The sequence below is a fragment of the Streptomyces sp. NPDC047971 genome, from assembly GCF_040653355.1.
Lineage (GTDB): Bacteria > Actinomycetota > Actinomycetes > Streptomycetales > Streptomycetaceae > Streptomyces.
This window is the reverse complement of record NZ_JBEZNW010000001.1, coordinates 487,841-501,659: the sequence shown is the minus strand read 5'-3', so window position 1 is coordinate 501,659 and position 13,819 is coordinate 487,841. Positions and strand designations below refer to the sequence as shown.

Genomic DNA, 13,819 nt, shown 5'->3' with positions numbered 1-13,819 from the left:
CCGGCGGCGGGCGGGGAGGCGCCGTACCCCCCGCCCGCCGTCTCCACCACCGTCCCAGGGAGGCAGGGCCGTGACCACAGGAACACCCACGGGAGCCGGAACACGCACAGGAGTCTGGTTCATCGGAGCCAGAGGCTCCGTGGCCACCACCGCGATGGCCGGCTGCGCCGCGACCACGGCCGGCCTGCACCCACCCACCGGAATGGTGACCGAGACCGACCCCTTCACCGCCGCCGGCCTCCCACCCCTCACCTCCCTCGTCTTCGGCGGACACGACACGGCCGCGTGCCCGCTCCCCAAACGAGCCGAAGCACTCACCGCCGCGGGAGTCCTCCCGCACGGCCTCGCCACCGCCGTCGCCACCGAACTCACCACCGCAGACGGTGAGATCCGCCCCGGCGGACCCGCCCCCGGCGACCACCGCGACGAACGGGAACTCATCACCGCCTTCGCCGCTGACATGACAGACTTCCGCCAGCGGCTGGCATTGCAACGCGTGGTCGTCATCAATGTGGCCTCTACGGAGCCGGCGTCGGGGGGCGCCGGGCTCCCACCCAGCACCCTCTACGCGGCCGCCGCCCTGCGCGCCGGATGCCCCTACGTCAACTTCACCCCCTCCACCGGACTGCGCCACCCCTCCCTCGCCGAAGCCGTCGAGACCAGCGGCCTTCCCCACGCCGGACGCGACGGCAAGACCGGCCAGACCCTCCTGCGCTCCGTCCTCGCCCCGATGTTCCTCCAACGCGCCCTGACCGTCCGCGCCTGGTCCGGCACCAACCTCCTCGGCGGCGGCGACGGCGCCGCACTCGCCGACCCGGCCGCCGCCGAGGCCAAGAACGCGGGCAAGGAACGCGTCCTCGCCGACGTCCTCGGCCGGGCCCCGGAAGGCCAGGTCCACATCGACGACGTCCCCGCCCTGGGGGAGTGGAAGACCGCCTGGGACCACATCGCCTTCGACGGCTTCCTCGGCTCCCGCATGACCCTCCAGACCACCTGGCAGGGCTGCGACTCCGCCCTCGCCGCGCCCCTCGTCCTCGACCTGGCCCGGCTGACCGCCCGCGCCCACGAGACGGGCCTGACAGGCCCCCTGGAAGACCTGGCCTTCTACTTCAAGGACCCGGAGGGCGAAGCCCCCGCCGCGCTGGCGGAACAGTACGAGCGGCTCCTGGCCTTCGGCGCCCGCCTCGGGACGGCACGATGAGCGGACGCCTCGCCCCCTGGGCCGAACTGCTGCGCGTCTCCGCCCTGTTCACCGTGCCCGGGGACGCCCTCGCCGGCGCGGCCGCCACCGGCCTGCGACCGAACAGGTCCACCCTGCTCGCCATCGGCTCCTCCCTCTGCCTGTACGAGGCCGGCATGGCCCTCAACGACTGGGCCGACCGCGCGGAGGACGCCGTCGACCGTCCCCACCGCCCCATCCCCTCCGGCCGCATCAGCCCCAGGGCCGCCCTCACCGCCTCGGCCGCCCTGACCGCCGCCGGCCTCGGCCTCGCCGCCCGCGCGGGCCGCCCCGCGCTCACCGTCGCCACCGCCCTCGCCGCCACCGTCTGGGCCTACGACCTCCACCTCAAACACACCCCGGCCGGTCCCGCGGCGATGGCGGGGGCACGGGCACTGGACCTCCTCCTCGGCACCGTCGCCACCTCCACCGGGGGGCCCTCCCCCTCCCCCTCCCCCCACCCTCCCCTCCGCCCCACCCCCCGCCCACCGAAGGAGGCGCTGCGCTCGGCCGCTCTCCTGGGCGCGCACATCTACGGCGTCACCACGGTCTCCCGCCACGAGACGCGGGGAGGCTCGACCCGCACCCCGCTGCTGGCCCTCGCCACCACCCTGGCGCTGGCCGCCGAGGCGACCCGCACCGCCAGGACCCGCCCCCTCGTGACGGCCGTACTCGCCGCCGCCTACGCCCGCACCCCGGCCACGCCACTCCTCCACGCGGCCCTCAACCCGTCACCTCCCCTCACCCAGCGCTCCGTCGGCGCCGGCATCCGTGCCGTGATCCCCCTCCAGGCCACCCTCGCCGCCCGGGCCGGCGCTCCCCGCACCGCACTCGCGCTCCTCTGCCTCACCCCGCTCGCCCGCGCCCTCGCCCGAAAGGTGAGTCCGACATGACCCGGCGACCCCCCGGACTCCGCCTCGGCTACGGCACCAACGGCCTCACCGACCTCCGCCTCGACGACGCTCTCGCCCTCCTCGCCGACCTCGGATACGACGGCGTCGGTCTCACCCTCGACCACATGCACCTGGACCCCCTCGCGCCCGACCTGGCCGTCCGGACCTCCCGAGTGGCCCGACGCCTCGGATCACTCGGCCTCGGAGTCACCGTCGAGACCGGCGCCCGCTACGTCCTCGACCCGCGACGCAAACACGGTCCCTCCCTCCTCGACCCGGACCCCGCCGCCCGTGCCGCCCGCACCGACCTCCTCCTGCGCGCCGTCCGCGTCGCCACCGACCTCGGCGCCCACGCCGTCCACTGCTTCAGCGGCATCACCCCCGCGGACACGGCCGAGCCCACCGCCTGGAAGCGCCTCGCCTCAGCCCTCACCCCCGTCCTCGAAGCGGCCGACGCCGCCGGCGTCCCGCTGGCCGTCGAACCCGAGCCCGGCCACCTCCTCGCCACCCTCGACGACTTCCACACCCTGCGCGGCCTCCTCGGCGACCCGGACCCCCGCCTCCTCGGCCTCACCCTCGACATCGGCCACTGCCAGTGCCTGGAGCCCGCGACACCGGCCGACTGCGTCCGCGCCGCCGCCCCCTGGCTGCACCACGTCCAGATCGAGGACATGCGCACCGGCGTCCACGAACACCTCCCGTTCGGCGACGGAGAGATCGACTTCCCACCCGTCCTCACCGCCCTCGCCGAACTCACCGCCGCCGGCTACCCGGGCCTGACCGTCGTCGAACTGCCCCGCCACTCGCACGCCGGCCCCGAACTCGCCCGCACCTCCCTCTCGTTCCTCCGCGACCAGCCCGTCCCACGGGAGGCCCCGGCATGCTGACCGACTCCGCCCGCGCCTGGCTCGACGAAGCCCTCACCGCCGCCACGGCCCGCACCGCCCTCTGGGAACTGCGCTTCGCGTCCGCCGGCCGTCACTGCGGCCCCGAGCACGCCGACTCCGCCCGCGTCCTCCTCCTCAAGGCGGCCCACGCCGACACGGCCGTCCTCACCCGCCTCTACCAGCAGGGCTCCACCGCCGAACGACGTGCCGTCCTGCTCGCCCTCCCCTCACTCGTCGCCGGCCCCGAGGCCCTTCCGCTGGTCGAGGACGCGCTGCGCACCAACGACACCACGCTGTTCTCCGCCGCTCTCGGCCCCTACGCCGCCTCCCACCTCACCTCGCACTCCTGGCGCCACGCCGTCCTCAAGTGCCTCTTCACCGGCGTCCCCGTCGACGTCGTCGCCGGCCTGTCCCACCGCGCCCACGGCGACCGCGAACTCGCCCGGATGCTCACCGACTACGCGGCCGAACGCACCGCCGCCGACCGCCCCGTCCCCGCCGACCTCCACCGCGTCCTCGCCCTCACCGCCCCCACCGAGGAGTCCTGATGCGCATCTTCGACCCCCACATCCACATGTCCTCGCGCACCACCGACGACTACCGGGCGATGCACGACGCCGGAGTACGCGCCCTGGTCGAGCCCGCCTTCTGGCTCGGCCAGCCCCGCACCTCACCCGCCTCGTTCTTCGACTACTTCGACTCCCTCCTCGGCTGGGAACCCTTCCGCGCCGCCCAGTACGGCATCGCCCACCACTGCACCCTCGCCCTCAACCCCAAAGAGGCCAACGACCCCCGCTGCACCCCCGTCCTCGACGCCCTGCCGCGCTACCTCGCCAAGGACAACGTCGTCGCCGTCGGCGAGATCGGCTACGACTCCATGACCCCGGCCGAGGACACCGCCCTCGCCGCCCAACTCCAGCTCGCCGCCGACCACGACCTGCCCGCGCTCGTCCACACCCCCCACCGCGACAAGCAGGCCGGCCTGCGCCGCACCCTCGACGTCGTCCGGGAGTCCGCGCTCGCACCCGACCGGGTCCTCCTCGACCACCTCAACGAGACCACCGTCAAGGAAGCCGCCGACAGCGGCGCCTGGCTCGGCTTCTCCATCTACCCCGACACGAAGATGGACGAGGACCGCATGGTCGCCGTCCTCAAGGACCACGGCCTCGAACGGGTCCTCGTGAACTCGGCCGCCGACTGGGGCAAGAGCGACCCGCTCAAGACCCGCAAGGTCGGCGATGCCATGCTCGCCGCCGGCTTCTCCGACGACGACGTCGACCGGGTGCTGTGGCGCAACCCCGTCACCTTCTACGGCCTCAGCGGCCGGCTCCGGCTCGACCCCCCGTCACCCGACACCTCCCACCAGGGCAACTCCATCCTCCGCGGCGGGGAATGAGGCGAGCCCGCCGATGCGCTTCCGCCACCCCGACGGCTCCACCGTCCACCTCGCCTACTGCACCAACGTCCACCCCGCGGAGACCCTCGAAGGCGTCCTCGCCCAGCTGCGCGACCACTGCGAACCCGTGCGCCGGCGCCTCGGCCGCGACCGGCTCGGCATCGGCCTCTGGCTCGCCCGGGACGCCGCCCGCTCCCTGATCACCGACCCGGCCTCCCTGCGCGCACTGCGCGCCGAGATCGACCGCCGAGGACTCGAGGTCGTCACCCTCAACGGCTTCCCGTACGAGGGCTTCGGCGCCGAGGAGGTCAAGTACCGCGTCTACCAGCCCGACTGGACCCGCCCCGAACGTCTCGCCCACACCACCGACCTGGCCCGCCTCCTCGCCGCCCTCCTTCCCGACGACATCACCGACGGCTCCGTCTCCACCCTGCCGATCGCCTGGCGCACCCCCTTCGACGCCCGGTCCGGGCAGACCGCGCACACCGCCCTGGCCACCCTCGCCGAACGCCTCGACGCCCTGGAGGAACTCACCGGGAAGTCCGTCCGCGTCGGGCTGGAACCGGAACCCGGCTGCACCGTCGAGACCACCGCGGACGCCATCGCCCCGCTCACCGCCCTCTCCAGCCCCCGCATCGGCGTCTGCGTCGACACCTGCCATCTCGCCACCTCCTTCGAAGACCCGCACACCGCCCTGGACGCCCTCGGCGCCGCCGGGATCCCCGTCGTCAAGACCCAGCTCTCCGCCGCACTGCACGCCGAGCACCCGCATCTGCCCGAGGTCCGCACCGCGCTCGCCGAGTTCGCCGAACCCCGCTTCCTGCACCAGACCCGCACCCGGACCGCAGCCGGCCTGCGCGGCACCGACGACCTGCCCGAAGCCCTCGCGGGCCGCTCGCTCCCCGACGGCGCCCCCTGGCGCGCGCACTTCCACGTCCCCCTCCACGCCCCACCGGAGCCTCCGCTCACCTCCACCCTTCCCGTGCTCCGGACCGCCCTCGCCCTGCTCGTGGGCGGCCCCCGCCCCCGGACCCACCACCTGGAGGTCGAGACCTACACCTGGCAGGCGCTGCCGGCCGACCGACGCCCCCGCACCCGTGCCCGCCTGGCCGACGGCATCGCCGCCGAACTCACCCTGGCCCGTGACCTCCTGACCGACCTCGGCCTCAAGGAACTGCCATGACCAGCCCTCGGAGCGACACCCGGCCCACCCCCCTCCTGGTCCTCGACGTCGTCGGTCTCACCCCCCGGCTCCTGAGGCACATGCCCCACCTCCGGGCTCTTGGCCGTACCGGCTCCCAAGCGGCTCTCTCCACCGTCCTGCCGGCCGTCACCTGCACCGCCCAGTCCACCTTCCTCACCGGCACCCTCCCCTCCGAACACGGCATCGTCGCCAACGGCTGGTACTTCCGCGAGCTCGGCGACGTCCTCCTGTGGCGTCAGCACAACGGACTCGTCTCCGGCGACAGACTCTGGGACGCCGCCCGACGCGCCCACCCCGGCTACACCGTGGCCAACATCTGCTGGTGGTACGCCATGGGCGCCGACACCGACATCACCGTCACCCCCCGTCCCGTCTACTACGCCGACGGCCGCAAGGAACCCGACTGCTACACCCGGCCCCCGGCCCTCCACGACGAACTCACGGACCGGCTCGGAACCTTCCCCCTCTTCCACTTCTGGGGACCCGGCGCCGACCTGGTCTCCAGCCGGTGGATCATCGACGCCACCCGCCACATCCTGCGCACCCGCCGACCCGACCTGGCCCTCTGCTACGTGCCGCACCTGGACTACGACCTCCAGCGGTACGGCCCCGACGACCCGCGCTCCGCGCGCGCCGCGGCCGAGCTCGACACGGCCCTCGCGCCCCTCCTCGACGACGCCCGAGCCGAAGGCCGGACGGTGGTCGCCCTCTCCGAGTACGGCATCACGCGCGTGAACAGGCCCGTCGACATCAACCGGGCCCTGCGCCGAGCCGGCCTCCTGGAGGTCCACACCCAGGACGGCATGGAGTACCTCGACCCGATGACCTCCCGGGCCTTCGCGGTCGCCGACCACCAGATCGCCCACGTCTACGTCCGACGCCCGGAAGACCTGGACGTCGTCCGGGAGACCCTCGCCGGACTGCCCGGCATCGAGCGGCTCCTCGACGACGAGGGGAAGAAGGAGCACGGCCTGGACCACCCCCGCTCCGGGGAGCTCGTCGCCCTCGCCGACCCCGACGCGTGGTTCACGTACTACTACTGGCTCGACGACACGAAGGCACCCGACTTCGCCCAGCTCGTCGAGATCCACCGCAAACCCGGCTACGACCCGGTCGAGTTGTTCATGGACCCCCTCGACCCGTACGTACGGATCAAGGCGGCGAAGGCGATCGCGCGCAAGAAGCTCGGGATGCGCTACCGGCTGGCGGTGGTCCCCCTCGACCCCTCACCTATTCGCGGCAGCCATGGCCGCCTCCCCACGAGCGACGACGAAGGTCCGCTCATTCTGTGCTCCACCCCCCGCGCTGTCAGCGGCCGCGTCGCGGCCACCGATGTGAAGTCCCTCTTGCTCCAGCTGGCCGGTCTTCACCGACCGGACTCCAGTGAAGCAGACCCGACCGACACCCAAGGAGTTGTCCACAGATGAGCCGCACCCGCCGCACCCCCGCCGACCCGGAGCTCACCCACAGGCTCAGCAGACGGAACATGCTCGGCGTCGCCGCAGGCGCCACCGCCGCGGCCCTGCTCGGCGCGACCGCCCCCACCGCGGCGGCCGCGGAAGCGGGCACCGCGGCCGCCGACCGGGGCCACGGACGGGGCCGCCCCGTCATGCCCCCGGGACGCCTCGGCATCCAGCTCTACTCGCTGCGCGACAAGGTGGCCACCCTCGGCTTCGCCGCCGTCTTCGCCGAGCTGAAGAAGTACGGATACGACGAGGTCGAGTTCGCCGGCTACAGCCAGGGCTCGGCGGGCCCGATCACCCTCGCCCAGCTCAAGCGGCTCGCCCGCGACAACGGCCTGACCGGCATCGGAAGCCACGTCGGCTACTACTCCTCCGACCCCGGCGCGTACACCTTCGCCCAGAACCTCGACAAGGTCCTCGACGACGCCCAGGCCCTCGGTCTCCCGCACATCGGAACCGCCTCGGGCCCCTGGCGCTACGGCGCCACCGTCGACGGCTGGAAGCGCTGCGCCGAGGAGTTCAACCACTACGGCGCCGAGGCGAGGAAGCGCGGCATGAAGTTCTACCAGCACAACCACGCCGAGGAGTTCTCCTTCGCCACCGACCGGCCGGACGTCCGCCTCTACGACGTCCTGCTCGCGGAGACCGACCCCGACCTCGTCCACCTGGAGATGGACATCTACTGGGCGTACGCCGCCCAGTTCCGCTTCTCACGGCGCGTCGACGGCACCCCGGCGCCCTTCGACCCGCTGGACTACGTGCTCGACCAGCCGCACCGCTACCCGCTCTTCCACGTCAAGGACGGCGAACACGACGACTCCGTCCGCGACGGCTACCGCATGACGGACGTCGGGGACGGAGACATCGACTACCGGCGCTTCATCTCGGCGGTGAACCGCACCCAGCACGGCTACCGCGCCCACCACTGGCAGGCCGAACACGACAACCCGGTCGAGTCCCTCGCCTTCGCCCGCAAGTCCGCCGCGCACCTCCGCTCCCTGCGCGAGAAGGACTGCTGACCGGCCCAGCCCACCGGATGCCGACCCGGCACTGCCACCGGGCTCACGCGCGTCGGCCGGGTCGGCCCCGGGCTCACGCGCCTCGGCCGGCCGGCCCCGGGTTCGCCGCCACGCGATGGTCCGGTCCGGCCACCGGGCTCACCCGATGCCCTGGCGGTCCGCCTCCAGGGCGAAGGACCGGTCGGCCGCCTCCGGCACCGCGCGCTCCACCAGCTGGGTGAGCAGCGCGTGGTGCCGGATCAGCGGTGCTCGGCGCTCCTCGGGGACCAGCGACAGCAGGTCGTCGAGCCCGGCGAGCATGCGCCGCGACACCTGCGGGCTGGCGGCGGCGCAGCCCCGGACCTCGGTGAAGCCCAGATCCACCAGGTCGGTCCATCCGGGTCCGTCCTGCACCAGGCGCACGGTGCCCGCGCGGTCCCGGTGCTGGACGGCCCCGAGCGGCCGGGCCGCCAGGACCGCGAGGATCTGGACGATCCGGTCCAGGCACTGCACGGCCGTGGTCGGGTCGTTGACGGCGGGGGAGAGGGCCCGCAGGGCGATGTCGGCGAGCTGCCGGAGGCCGAATCCGAGATCCTGGTGGAACGTCCGCTCGATCCCGAGGGAGACCGCGGAGGCGAGCCTGCGCGGAACCTGTCCGCCGTGGACGGCGAGGATGGGGGTCCCGGGCACCACGAAGTCCCCGATCTTGGGCAGCAGCCGCAGCACGACGCCGTGCCTTTGCGCGCCGCCGACGAGCCACGCCACGTTGACGTCCCGCAGGACGCCCGCGCGCCCCCGGTGGACGAGGAAGGCCGTGGGCTTCCCGAGGTCGCCGACCTCGTCCCCGTAGAGCGGCTGCTTGGCCAGCACGGACAGCGCCTCGGTCGTGATCCGTTCCACCACGTGCCCCACGCGCATCAGCTGCAGTGTCGTGCTGACGTACGCCACGAAGAGCAGCAGGCTCAGCGCGACCATGACGAGTGTCAGCAGCGACTGGACCAGGGGCACGATCGTCACGTACCGCGGATCCGTCTCGCTCTCGTACGAGGAGAGCACCAGCAGGGACAGCACGAAGGTCGACAGGAAGACGGAGAAGGTCGCCTTGGTGATCCTGCTCCGGATGAAGATCCGCACGATCCGGGGGCTGAACTGGCCGCTCGCCATCTGCACGGCGACCAGGGAGATGGAGAAGACGACACCGATGAAGGTCATCATCGCCGAGGAGATCGTCGTCACGATCGTCTTGGCGTCGTCGGAGAGCGCGATGAGGTCGGAGATCTCCTCGTACGCCCCCTCGTCGCGAAGCCACCCGATGATCGCCTCGTCCAGCGTCGACGCACCCGCCCACAGCGCGGAGATGATCACCATCGACAGGATCGGCGCGAACCAGAAGGTGTCCCGCAGATGCTCCCGCATCGGCGACAGCATCCGGGGCCTGCGGTACGTCGACCTGCGGGAGTCGGATTCGTAGCTCACCCAGGGCAGGCTAGGCGGGGTGGAGCGCCACTCCGCGTATGCGTAGGGCGACACTCTGTACGACCTTGCGGCGCGCCCGGACTCGATCAAGGACATCCGGCCCGTGGCACCCCACTGACCACGGGAAACGTGGGTGAAAGGCGCGTCGAACCCCTGGTAGAGTTATCCATGTCGCCGCGGGGAACACCCCGGGACGACGACAACACCCAGTCCGGGTGGCGGAATGGCAGACGCGCTAGCTTGAGGTGCTAGTGCCCTTTATCGGGCGTGGGGGTTCAAGTCCCCCCTCGGACACCAGAGGAATACGAAGGCGGGTCGTGGCGAGAAGCCACGGCCCGCCTTCGTCGTCGTCCCGGCCTGTTCCCGGGGCGGGCTACACCTTCCGCGCCAGCACCAGCCGGCAGCGCGGGCTGCCGTCCTCCCGTCGACCCAGTCCCTCCAGGGGCAGCAGCGACACCTCGAAGCCCGCCGTCGCCAGGCGGGCGCGCACGTCCGCCAGGCGGAACGTCCGGTAGTACATGACGAAGGGCGGGCGCCACAGCGCGTTCCGTACGCGCATCGTCACGTCGAAGCCCAGCAGGGTCCAGTACGGGAGCGAGCCGACCCGAGGCGGTGCGGGGAGGGGGAAGGCGAGGAGGCCGCCCGGGCGCAGGGAGGCGTGGGTCCGGGCGAAGAGCCTGGACTGCTCCGCCGGGAGGAAGTGGCCGAAGGCGCCGAAGCTGACCGCCAGGTCGAAGACCGGTGCGAAGGGGAGGGACAGGGCGTCCGCGCGGATCAGGGTGGCCTTCGGGTGGAAGCGGCGGGCCTCGGCCAGCATCCCCGCGCTGAAGTCGACGCCGGTGATCCGGCCCGTGCACAGCTCCCGCAGGACGGAGAGGCCCGCGCCGGTGCCGCAGCAGAGGTCGAGGCCCCGCTCGAAGGGGCCGAGGGGCCGCAGGGTCTCCCTCACCGCGTCCAGGACGGGGTCCGGGGTGCGGAACGGGGTCTCGTCGAACTTCTTCGCCAGCAGGTCGTAGCCGTGCTCCACCGAGGAGAGGGCCTGGACGGCCAGCTCACGGACGGTCGGGCCCTGAGGGGTGAACATGCTCCGACATTACGCCGTCACTCTGCGTGGGAAGGAGGGGCCAGGACGGGGCGGTGCCCGTCAGCTGGCAGCACAGCAGGTAGAGAGGGATCGGCGGGGTGTAGGGCGAGGTGCCGTCGGGGCGGTGGATCAGACGGGGCCGGCGGTCCGGGATCTCCGCACCGGGGGCGTAGCACGCCGGCATCGGCCAGGTCAGCTCCAGGTCCGAGCCGGTCGGCACGAGCCACCACCACCAGTCGGTGTCCGCGTAGACGCAGCCCTTGGCGGGCAGCCGGGACAGGATCCGGAATCCGTAGCGCGCCGGCACTCCCACGGCGTCGCAGCCCAGAGCGGTGCGGAACTCCGGCGGCACGATCAGGCGGGTCGCCTCCGACCCCGCGCTCCTGCGGGATCTCGGCGTCAGGAGCGTCGCCATCGACCTCAGCACGTGTGTCCCATGCCGTGGGCCAGCTCGGCCCAGACGACCCGCGCCGTTCCATGACCGGTCCGGTCCGCTCCCCAGGCGCTGCACAGTCCGTCCACGAGCATCAGCCCGCGGCCCCGCTCCTCCTCGCCGCAGTCTCGTATCCGCGGATCGCCGGCGCCGCCTTCGTCCCGGACCGCTATGCGCAACTGCTCCTCGCCCTCGCGCAGTTCGCAGACGACATGGGTGCTCGCGGTGTGCACGACGGCGTTGGTGACGAGCTCGGAGACGATCAGGGTGACCGTGTCGCGGATCTCCGGATCGCAGCCCCAGAGGATGAGGCGCTCCTCCGCGAGCCTGCGGGCGCGGGAGACGGAGGACGTGCGGGCCGGCAGCTCGAAGGCGAACCGGCGGACATCGGGGCGGAGGCCGGGACGGGGGGCGTCGGTTCGTGGGCGCTGGGTCATGACGCGAGGGCTCGCTAGACCTGAGGGGAGCGCGTTACCAGAAGCCACGACCGATCCTCACAACAGTGGGTAAGCAGTGCCGTACATCGCCTCCCGTGGCGGCGCGCGGCAGCAGCGCGTACTGGTTCACCGGAATACTTTGCTCCCGACACGGACACTTGGCAAGTGGCACTCTGAAAATTGCAGAGTGCTGTGTTCTCTCTGGCCCTGTTCATTCTGTTCATGGCACACTCAACCAAAACAGCGCGTCGGGGAGGTCTGAGAGTGAGCGAGCCGCGGTCCGCCCCCACGGTCGGACAGGTCGTTCTCGGGAAGCGTCTGCAGGATCTGCGCGAGCGTGCCGGCCTGAAGCGGGAGGAGGCCGCCAAGGTCCTCCGTGTCGCTCCGGCCACCATCCGGCGCATGGAGACGGCGGAAGTCGCGCTGAAGATCCCGTACGTCCAGCTCCTGCTGAAGGCGTACGGCATCACCGACTCCGAGGCCGAGGGCTTCGTCGCCCTCGCGGAGGAGGCCAATCTCCCCGGCTGGTGGCAGCGGTTCCACGACGTGCTGCCCGGCTGGTTCTCCATGTACGTCAGCCTGGAGGGGGCCGCGAGCCTCATCCGGGAGTACGAACCCCAATTCGTCCCCGGTCTGCTGCAGACCGAGGGGTACGCCCGCGCCATTCTGCGCAGCGGGGCGGTCGGCGGCAGCGATGCCGAGGAGATCGAGCGCCATGTAGCCCTGCGGATGGAGCGCCAGTCCCTGCTCACCAGGGAGGACGCCCCGAAGTTCTGGGTGATCATGGACGAGACGGTCTTCCGCCGACCGGTCGGCGACGGGCCCGAAGTGATGCGCGACCAGCTCGACCGGCTGCTCGAAGCGTCCGAGCTGCCGAACGTCACCCTGCAGATCGCGGAGTTCGCGTCCGGCCACCACCCCGGCACCTATGGACCGTTCGTCCTCTTTCGCTTCGCCGTGCCCGAACTCCCGGACATGGTCTACAGCGAGTACCTCACCGGCGCCGTCTATCTCGACGCGCGCCCCGAGGTGGCCTCTCATCTCGAGGTCATGGACCGCATGGCGGCCCAGGCCGCGACTGCACAACGCACGAAGGAGATCCTCCGGGATCTCCGCAAGGAGCTGTGAATGGATCGCATATACAACGGCATGCCCGCCGCGGAACTCGGTGCCGAGGGATGGCACAAGCCGTGGAGCGGCGGGAACGGGGGCAACTGCGTGGAGGCCATGAAGCTGGCCGACGGCAGAGTCGCCGTGCGACAGTCCGCAGACCCTGAGGGACCAGCGCTCATCTACACCCATGGAGAGATCGCCGCCTTCATCCAAGGGGCGAAATCCGGTCAGGCCGACTTTCTGCTCACCTGACCCCTTCCGTCACCCGCCTACCGTCGCGTAACTCTTGCTCTGATAGCCGCAGTTCTCTCCGCCGACCAGGAGCCTCGATGAGCCAGGACCCCGCAGCCGTACGGATCGACACCAGCAAGCCCCATCCCGCGCGGATGTACGACTGGTTCCTGGGCGGCAAGGACAACTACCCGGTCGACGAGGAGATGGCCAGGCAGCTGCTGACCGTCGACGCGCGCGGCCGGGACATGGCGCGGGTCAACCGGGCCTTCATGCACCGCGCCATACGCTGGCTCAGCGCCAACGGCGTGCGGCAGTACCTGGACATCGGGACGGGCATCCCCACCGAGCCCAACCTGCACCAGATCGCGCAGGAGGCCGCGCCGGACTCCCGGATCGTCTACTGCGACAACGACCCGATCGTGCTCGCGCACGCCGCCGCCCTGCTGCGCTCGACACCCGAAGGGGCCACCGAGTACATCCAGGCGGACGCCCGCGACCCCGAGACCATTCTCGAAAGGGCTGGAAAAGTCCTTGACTTCGACAAGCCCATAGCCTTGTCGATGCTGGCCCTGCTGCACTTCGTCGGGGACGAGGACGGGGCGTACGACCTGGTCGGCAAGCTCGTCGACAAGCTCGCGCCGGGCAGCTACGTCGTCCTCTCGCACGTCACGGGCGACTTCGACCCGGAGGGTGCGGCCAAGGCGGTCGGGATGTACAAGGCCCGCGGGCTGACCCTGCGGCCGCGCTCGCGCGACGAGCTGGCCGCGTTCTTCGACGGTCTCGAACTCGTCGAGCCGGGTGTCTCGCTCACCGCGGAGTGGCACCCGGAGCTGGGCGAGCCCGTCCCGGTCCAGGGCGACGACCCGATCCCGGGCTGGGCCGCCGTCGGACGCAAGCCCTGACGGTTGAGCCGCCGTCGGACGCAAGCCCTGACGGCTGGGCCGCCGTCGGACGCCCGCCCCGACGCTCCGCCGAGACGCGA

The 13,819-nt window shown here is 72.0% G+C and carries 15 protein-coding genes and 1 tRNA gene; 12 read left to right on the top strand and 4 right to left on the bottom strand.

Translation table 11 applies throughout. From position 1 onward, the window contains the following. Window positions 1–70: 70 nt before the first annotated feature. The 8 genes from AB0D99_RS02195 to AB0D99_RS02160 are packed head-to-tail and all read left to right on the top strand — an operon-like array spanning window position 71 to window position 8,081. Window positions 71–1,201: an inositol-3-phosphate synthase gene (locus tag AB0D99_RS02195; protein ID WP_362355853.1), complete on the top strand. Its 1,131-nt coding sequence runs from the start codon at window positions 71–73 to the stop codon at window positions 1,199–1,201. After that, window positions 1,198–2,112, top strand: a complete 915-nt coding sequence (locus AB0D99_RS02190; RefSeq protein WP_362355851.1) for an SCO3242 family prenyltransferase — start codon at window positions 1,198–1,200, stop codon at window positions 2,110–2,112. Before AB0D99_RS02195 ends, AB0D99_RS02190 begins: the two co-directional genes overlap by 4 nt. Continuing rightward, window positions 2,109–2,999, top strand: a complete 891-nt coding sequence (locus AB0D99_RS02185) for a sugar phosphate isomerase/epimerase family protein (protein WP_362355849.1) — start codon at window positions 2,109–2,111, stop codon at window positions 2,997–2,999. Before AB0D99_RS02190 ends, AB0D99_RS02185 begins: the two co-directional genes overlap by 4 nt. After that, the gene (locus AB0D99_RS02180; RefSeq protein ID WP_362355846.1) at window positions 2,993–3,547 is read left to right on the top strand and encodes an EboA domain-containing protein; all 555 of its coding nucleotides are present in this window, start codon (window positions 2,993–2,995) and stop codon (window positions 3,545–3,547) included. The genes AB0D99_RS02185 and AB0D99_RS02180 overlap by 7 nt, the downstream gene beginning before the upstream one ends. Beyond that, entirely contained in the window at window positions 3,547–4,395 is an 849-nt protein-coding gene (locus tag AB0D99_RS02175) for a TatD family hydrolase (RefSeq protein ID WP_362355844.1), read from the top strand. Before AB0D99_RS02180 ends, AB0D99_RS02175 begins: the two co-directional genes overlap by 1 nt. 13 nt (window positions 4,396–4,408) lie before the next feature. Beyond that, window positions 4,409–5,578: a metabolite traffic protein EboE gene (eboE, locus tag AB0D99_RS02170; protein ID WP_362355842.1), complete on the top strand. Its 1,170-nt coding sequence runs from the start codon at window positions 4,409–4,411 to the stop codon at window positions 5,576–5,578. Then, on the top strand, window positions 5,575–7,026 hold the full coding sequence (locus AB0D99_RS02165; RefSeq protein ID WP_362355840.1) for a nucleotide pyrophosphatase/phosphodiesterase family protein: 1,452 nt from the start codon (window positions 5,575–5,577) through the stop codon (window positions 7,024–7,026). Before eboE ends, AB0D99_RS02165 begins: the two co-directional genes overlap by 4 nt. Then, the gene (locus AB0D99_RS02160) at window positions 7,023–8,081 is read left to right on the top strand and encodes a sugar phosphate isomerase/epimerase (RefSeq protein ID WP_362355838.1); all 1,059 of its coding nucleotides are present in this window, start codon (window positions 7,023–7,025) and stop codon (window positions 8,079–8,081) included. The genes AB0D99_RS02165 and AB0D99_RS02160 overlap by 4 nt, the downstream gene beginning before the upstream one ends. A gap of 138 nt (window positions 8,082–8,219) precedes the next feature. Here the strand turns inward: AB0D99_RS02160 and AB0D99_RS02155 are convergent, their stop codons facing one another. Beyond that, complete coding sequence (locus AB0D99_RS02155; RefSeq protein WP_362356051.1) at window positions 8,220–9,488, bottom strand: DUF2254 domain-containing protein; 1,269 nt, start codon at window positions 9,486–9,488, stop codon at window positions 8,220–8,222. A 257-nt stretch (window positions 9,489–9,745) separates the two neighbouring features. Here AB0D99_RS02155 and AB0D99_RS02150 point away from each other — a divergent pair. Next, window positions 9,746–9,833: transfer RNA gene (locus AB0D99_RS02150), tRNA-Leu, on the top strand. Between the two features lie 76 nt (window positions 9,834–9,909). On the opposite strand, the gene AB0D99_RS02145 is transcribed toward AB0D99_RS02150, so the two are convergent. From AB0D99_RS02145 to AB0D99_RS02135, 3 genes are read right to left on the bottom strand one after another with little or no spacing between them, the layout of a single operon-like run. Beyond that, a complete protein-coding gene (locus tag AB0D99_RS02145) occupies window positions 9,910–10,620 on the bottom strand; it encodes a methyltransferase domain-containing protein (protein WP_362355836.1) in 711 nt (236 codons plus the stop codon). After that, window positions 10,589–11,035 (bottom strand): hypothetical protein, encoded by a 447-nt coding sequence (locus AB0D99_RS02140; protein ID WP_362355834.1) that lies wholly within the window; start codon window positions 11,033–11,035, stop codon window positions 10,589–10,591. Before AB0D99_RS02140 ends, AB0D99_RS02145 begins: the two co-directional genes overlap by 32 nt. A gap of 5 nt (window positions 11,036–11,040) precedes the next feature. Next, a complete protein-coding gene (locus AB0D99_RS02135; protein WP_362355832.1) occupies window positions 11,041–11,490 on the bottom strand; it encodes an ATP-binding protein in 450 nt (149 codons plus the stop codon). A gap of 264 nt (window positions 11,491–11,754) precedes the next feature. Between AB0D99_RS02135 and AB0D99_RS02130 the strand changes: the two genes are divergently transcribed. The 3 genes from AB0D99_RS02130 (at window position 11,755) to AB0D99_RS02120 (ending at window position 13,739) form a co-directional block, all read left to right on the top strand. Then, window positions 11,755–12,618 carry a helix-turn-helix transcriptional regulator gene (locus AB0D99_RS02130; protein ID WP_362355830.1) on the top strand — a complete coding sequence of 288 codons (864 nt, stop codon included), beginning with the start codon at window positions 11,755–11,757 and terminating at the stop codon, window positions 12,616–12,618. Continuing rightward, entirely contained in the window at window positions 12,619–12,855 is a 237-nt protein-coding gene (locus AB0D99_RS02125) for a DUF397 domain-containing protein (RefSeq protein ID WP_015037566.1), read from the top strand. Between the two features lie 77 nt (window positions 12,856–12,932). After that, a complete protein-coding gene (locus AB0D99_RS02120; protein WP_362355828.1) occupies window positions 12,933–13,739 on the top strand; it encodes an SAM-dependent methyltransferase in 807 nt (268 codons plus the stop codon). Window positions 13,740–13,819: the final 80 nt, after the last annotated feature.

What these genes read in the sequence shown, in the direction of transcription:
- AB0D99_RS02145 (WP_362355836.1), bottom strand. Translation starts at nt 10,620, where the DNA reads ATGTTCACCCCTCAGGGCCCGACCGTCCGTGAGCTGGCCGTCCAGGCC.
- AB0D99_RS02140 (WP_362355834.1), bottom strand. Translation starts at nt 11,035, where the DNA reads ATGGCGACGCTCCTGACGCCGAGATCCCGCAGGAGCGCGGGGTCGGAG.
- AB0D99_RS02160 (WP_362355838.1), top strand. Translation starts at nt 7,023, where the DNA reads ATGAGCCGCACCCGCCGCACCCCCGCCGACCCGGAGCTCACCCACAGG.
- AB0D99_RS02155 (WP_362356051.1), bottom strand. Translation starts at nt 9,488, where the DNA reads ATGCTGTCGCCGATGCGGGAGCATCTGCGGGACACCTTCTGGTTCGCG.
- AB0D99_RS02125 (WP_015037566.1), top strand. Translation starts at nt 12,619, where the DNA reads ATGGATCGCATATACAACGGCATGCCCGCCGCGGAACTCGGTGCCGAG.
- eboE (WP_362355842.1), top strand. Translation starts at nt 4,409, where the DNA reads ATGCGCTTCCGCCACCCCGACGGCTCCACCGTCCACCTCGCCTACTGC.
- AB0D99_RS02120 (WP_362355828.1), top strand. Translation starts at nt 12,933, where the DNA reads ATGAGCCAGGACCCCGCAGCCGTACGGATCGACACCAGCAAGCCCCAT.
- AB0D99_RS02190 (WP_362355851.1), top strand. Translation starts at nt 1,198, where the DNA reads ATGAGCGGACGCCTCGCCCCCTGGGCCGAACTGCTGCGCGTCTCCGCC.
- AB0D99_RS02180 (WP_362355846.1), top strand. Translation starts at nt 2,993, where the DNA reads ATGCTGACCGACTCCGCCCGCGCCTGGCTCGACGAAGCCCTCACCGCC.
- AB0D99_RS02135 (WP_362355832.1), bottom strand. Translation starts at nt 11,490, where the DNA reads ATGACCCAGCGCCCACGAACCGACGCCCCCCGTCCCGGCCTCCGCCCC.
- AB0D99_RS02165 (WP_362355840.1), top strand. Translation starts at nt 5,575, where the DNA reads ATGACCAGCCCTCGGAGCGACACCCGGCCCACCCCCCTCCTGGTCCTC.
- AB0D99_RS02185 (WP_362355849.1), top strand. Translation starts at nt 2,109, where the DNA reads ATGACCCGGCGACCCCCCGGACTCCGCCTCGGCTACGGCACCAACGGC.
- AB0D99_RS02175 (WP_362355844.1), top strand. Translation starts at nt 3,547, where the DNA reads ATGCGCATCTTCGACCCCCACATCCACATGTCCTCGCGCACCACCGAC.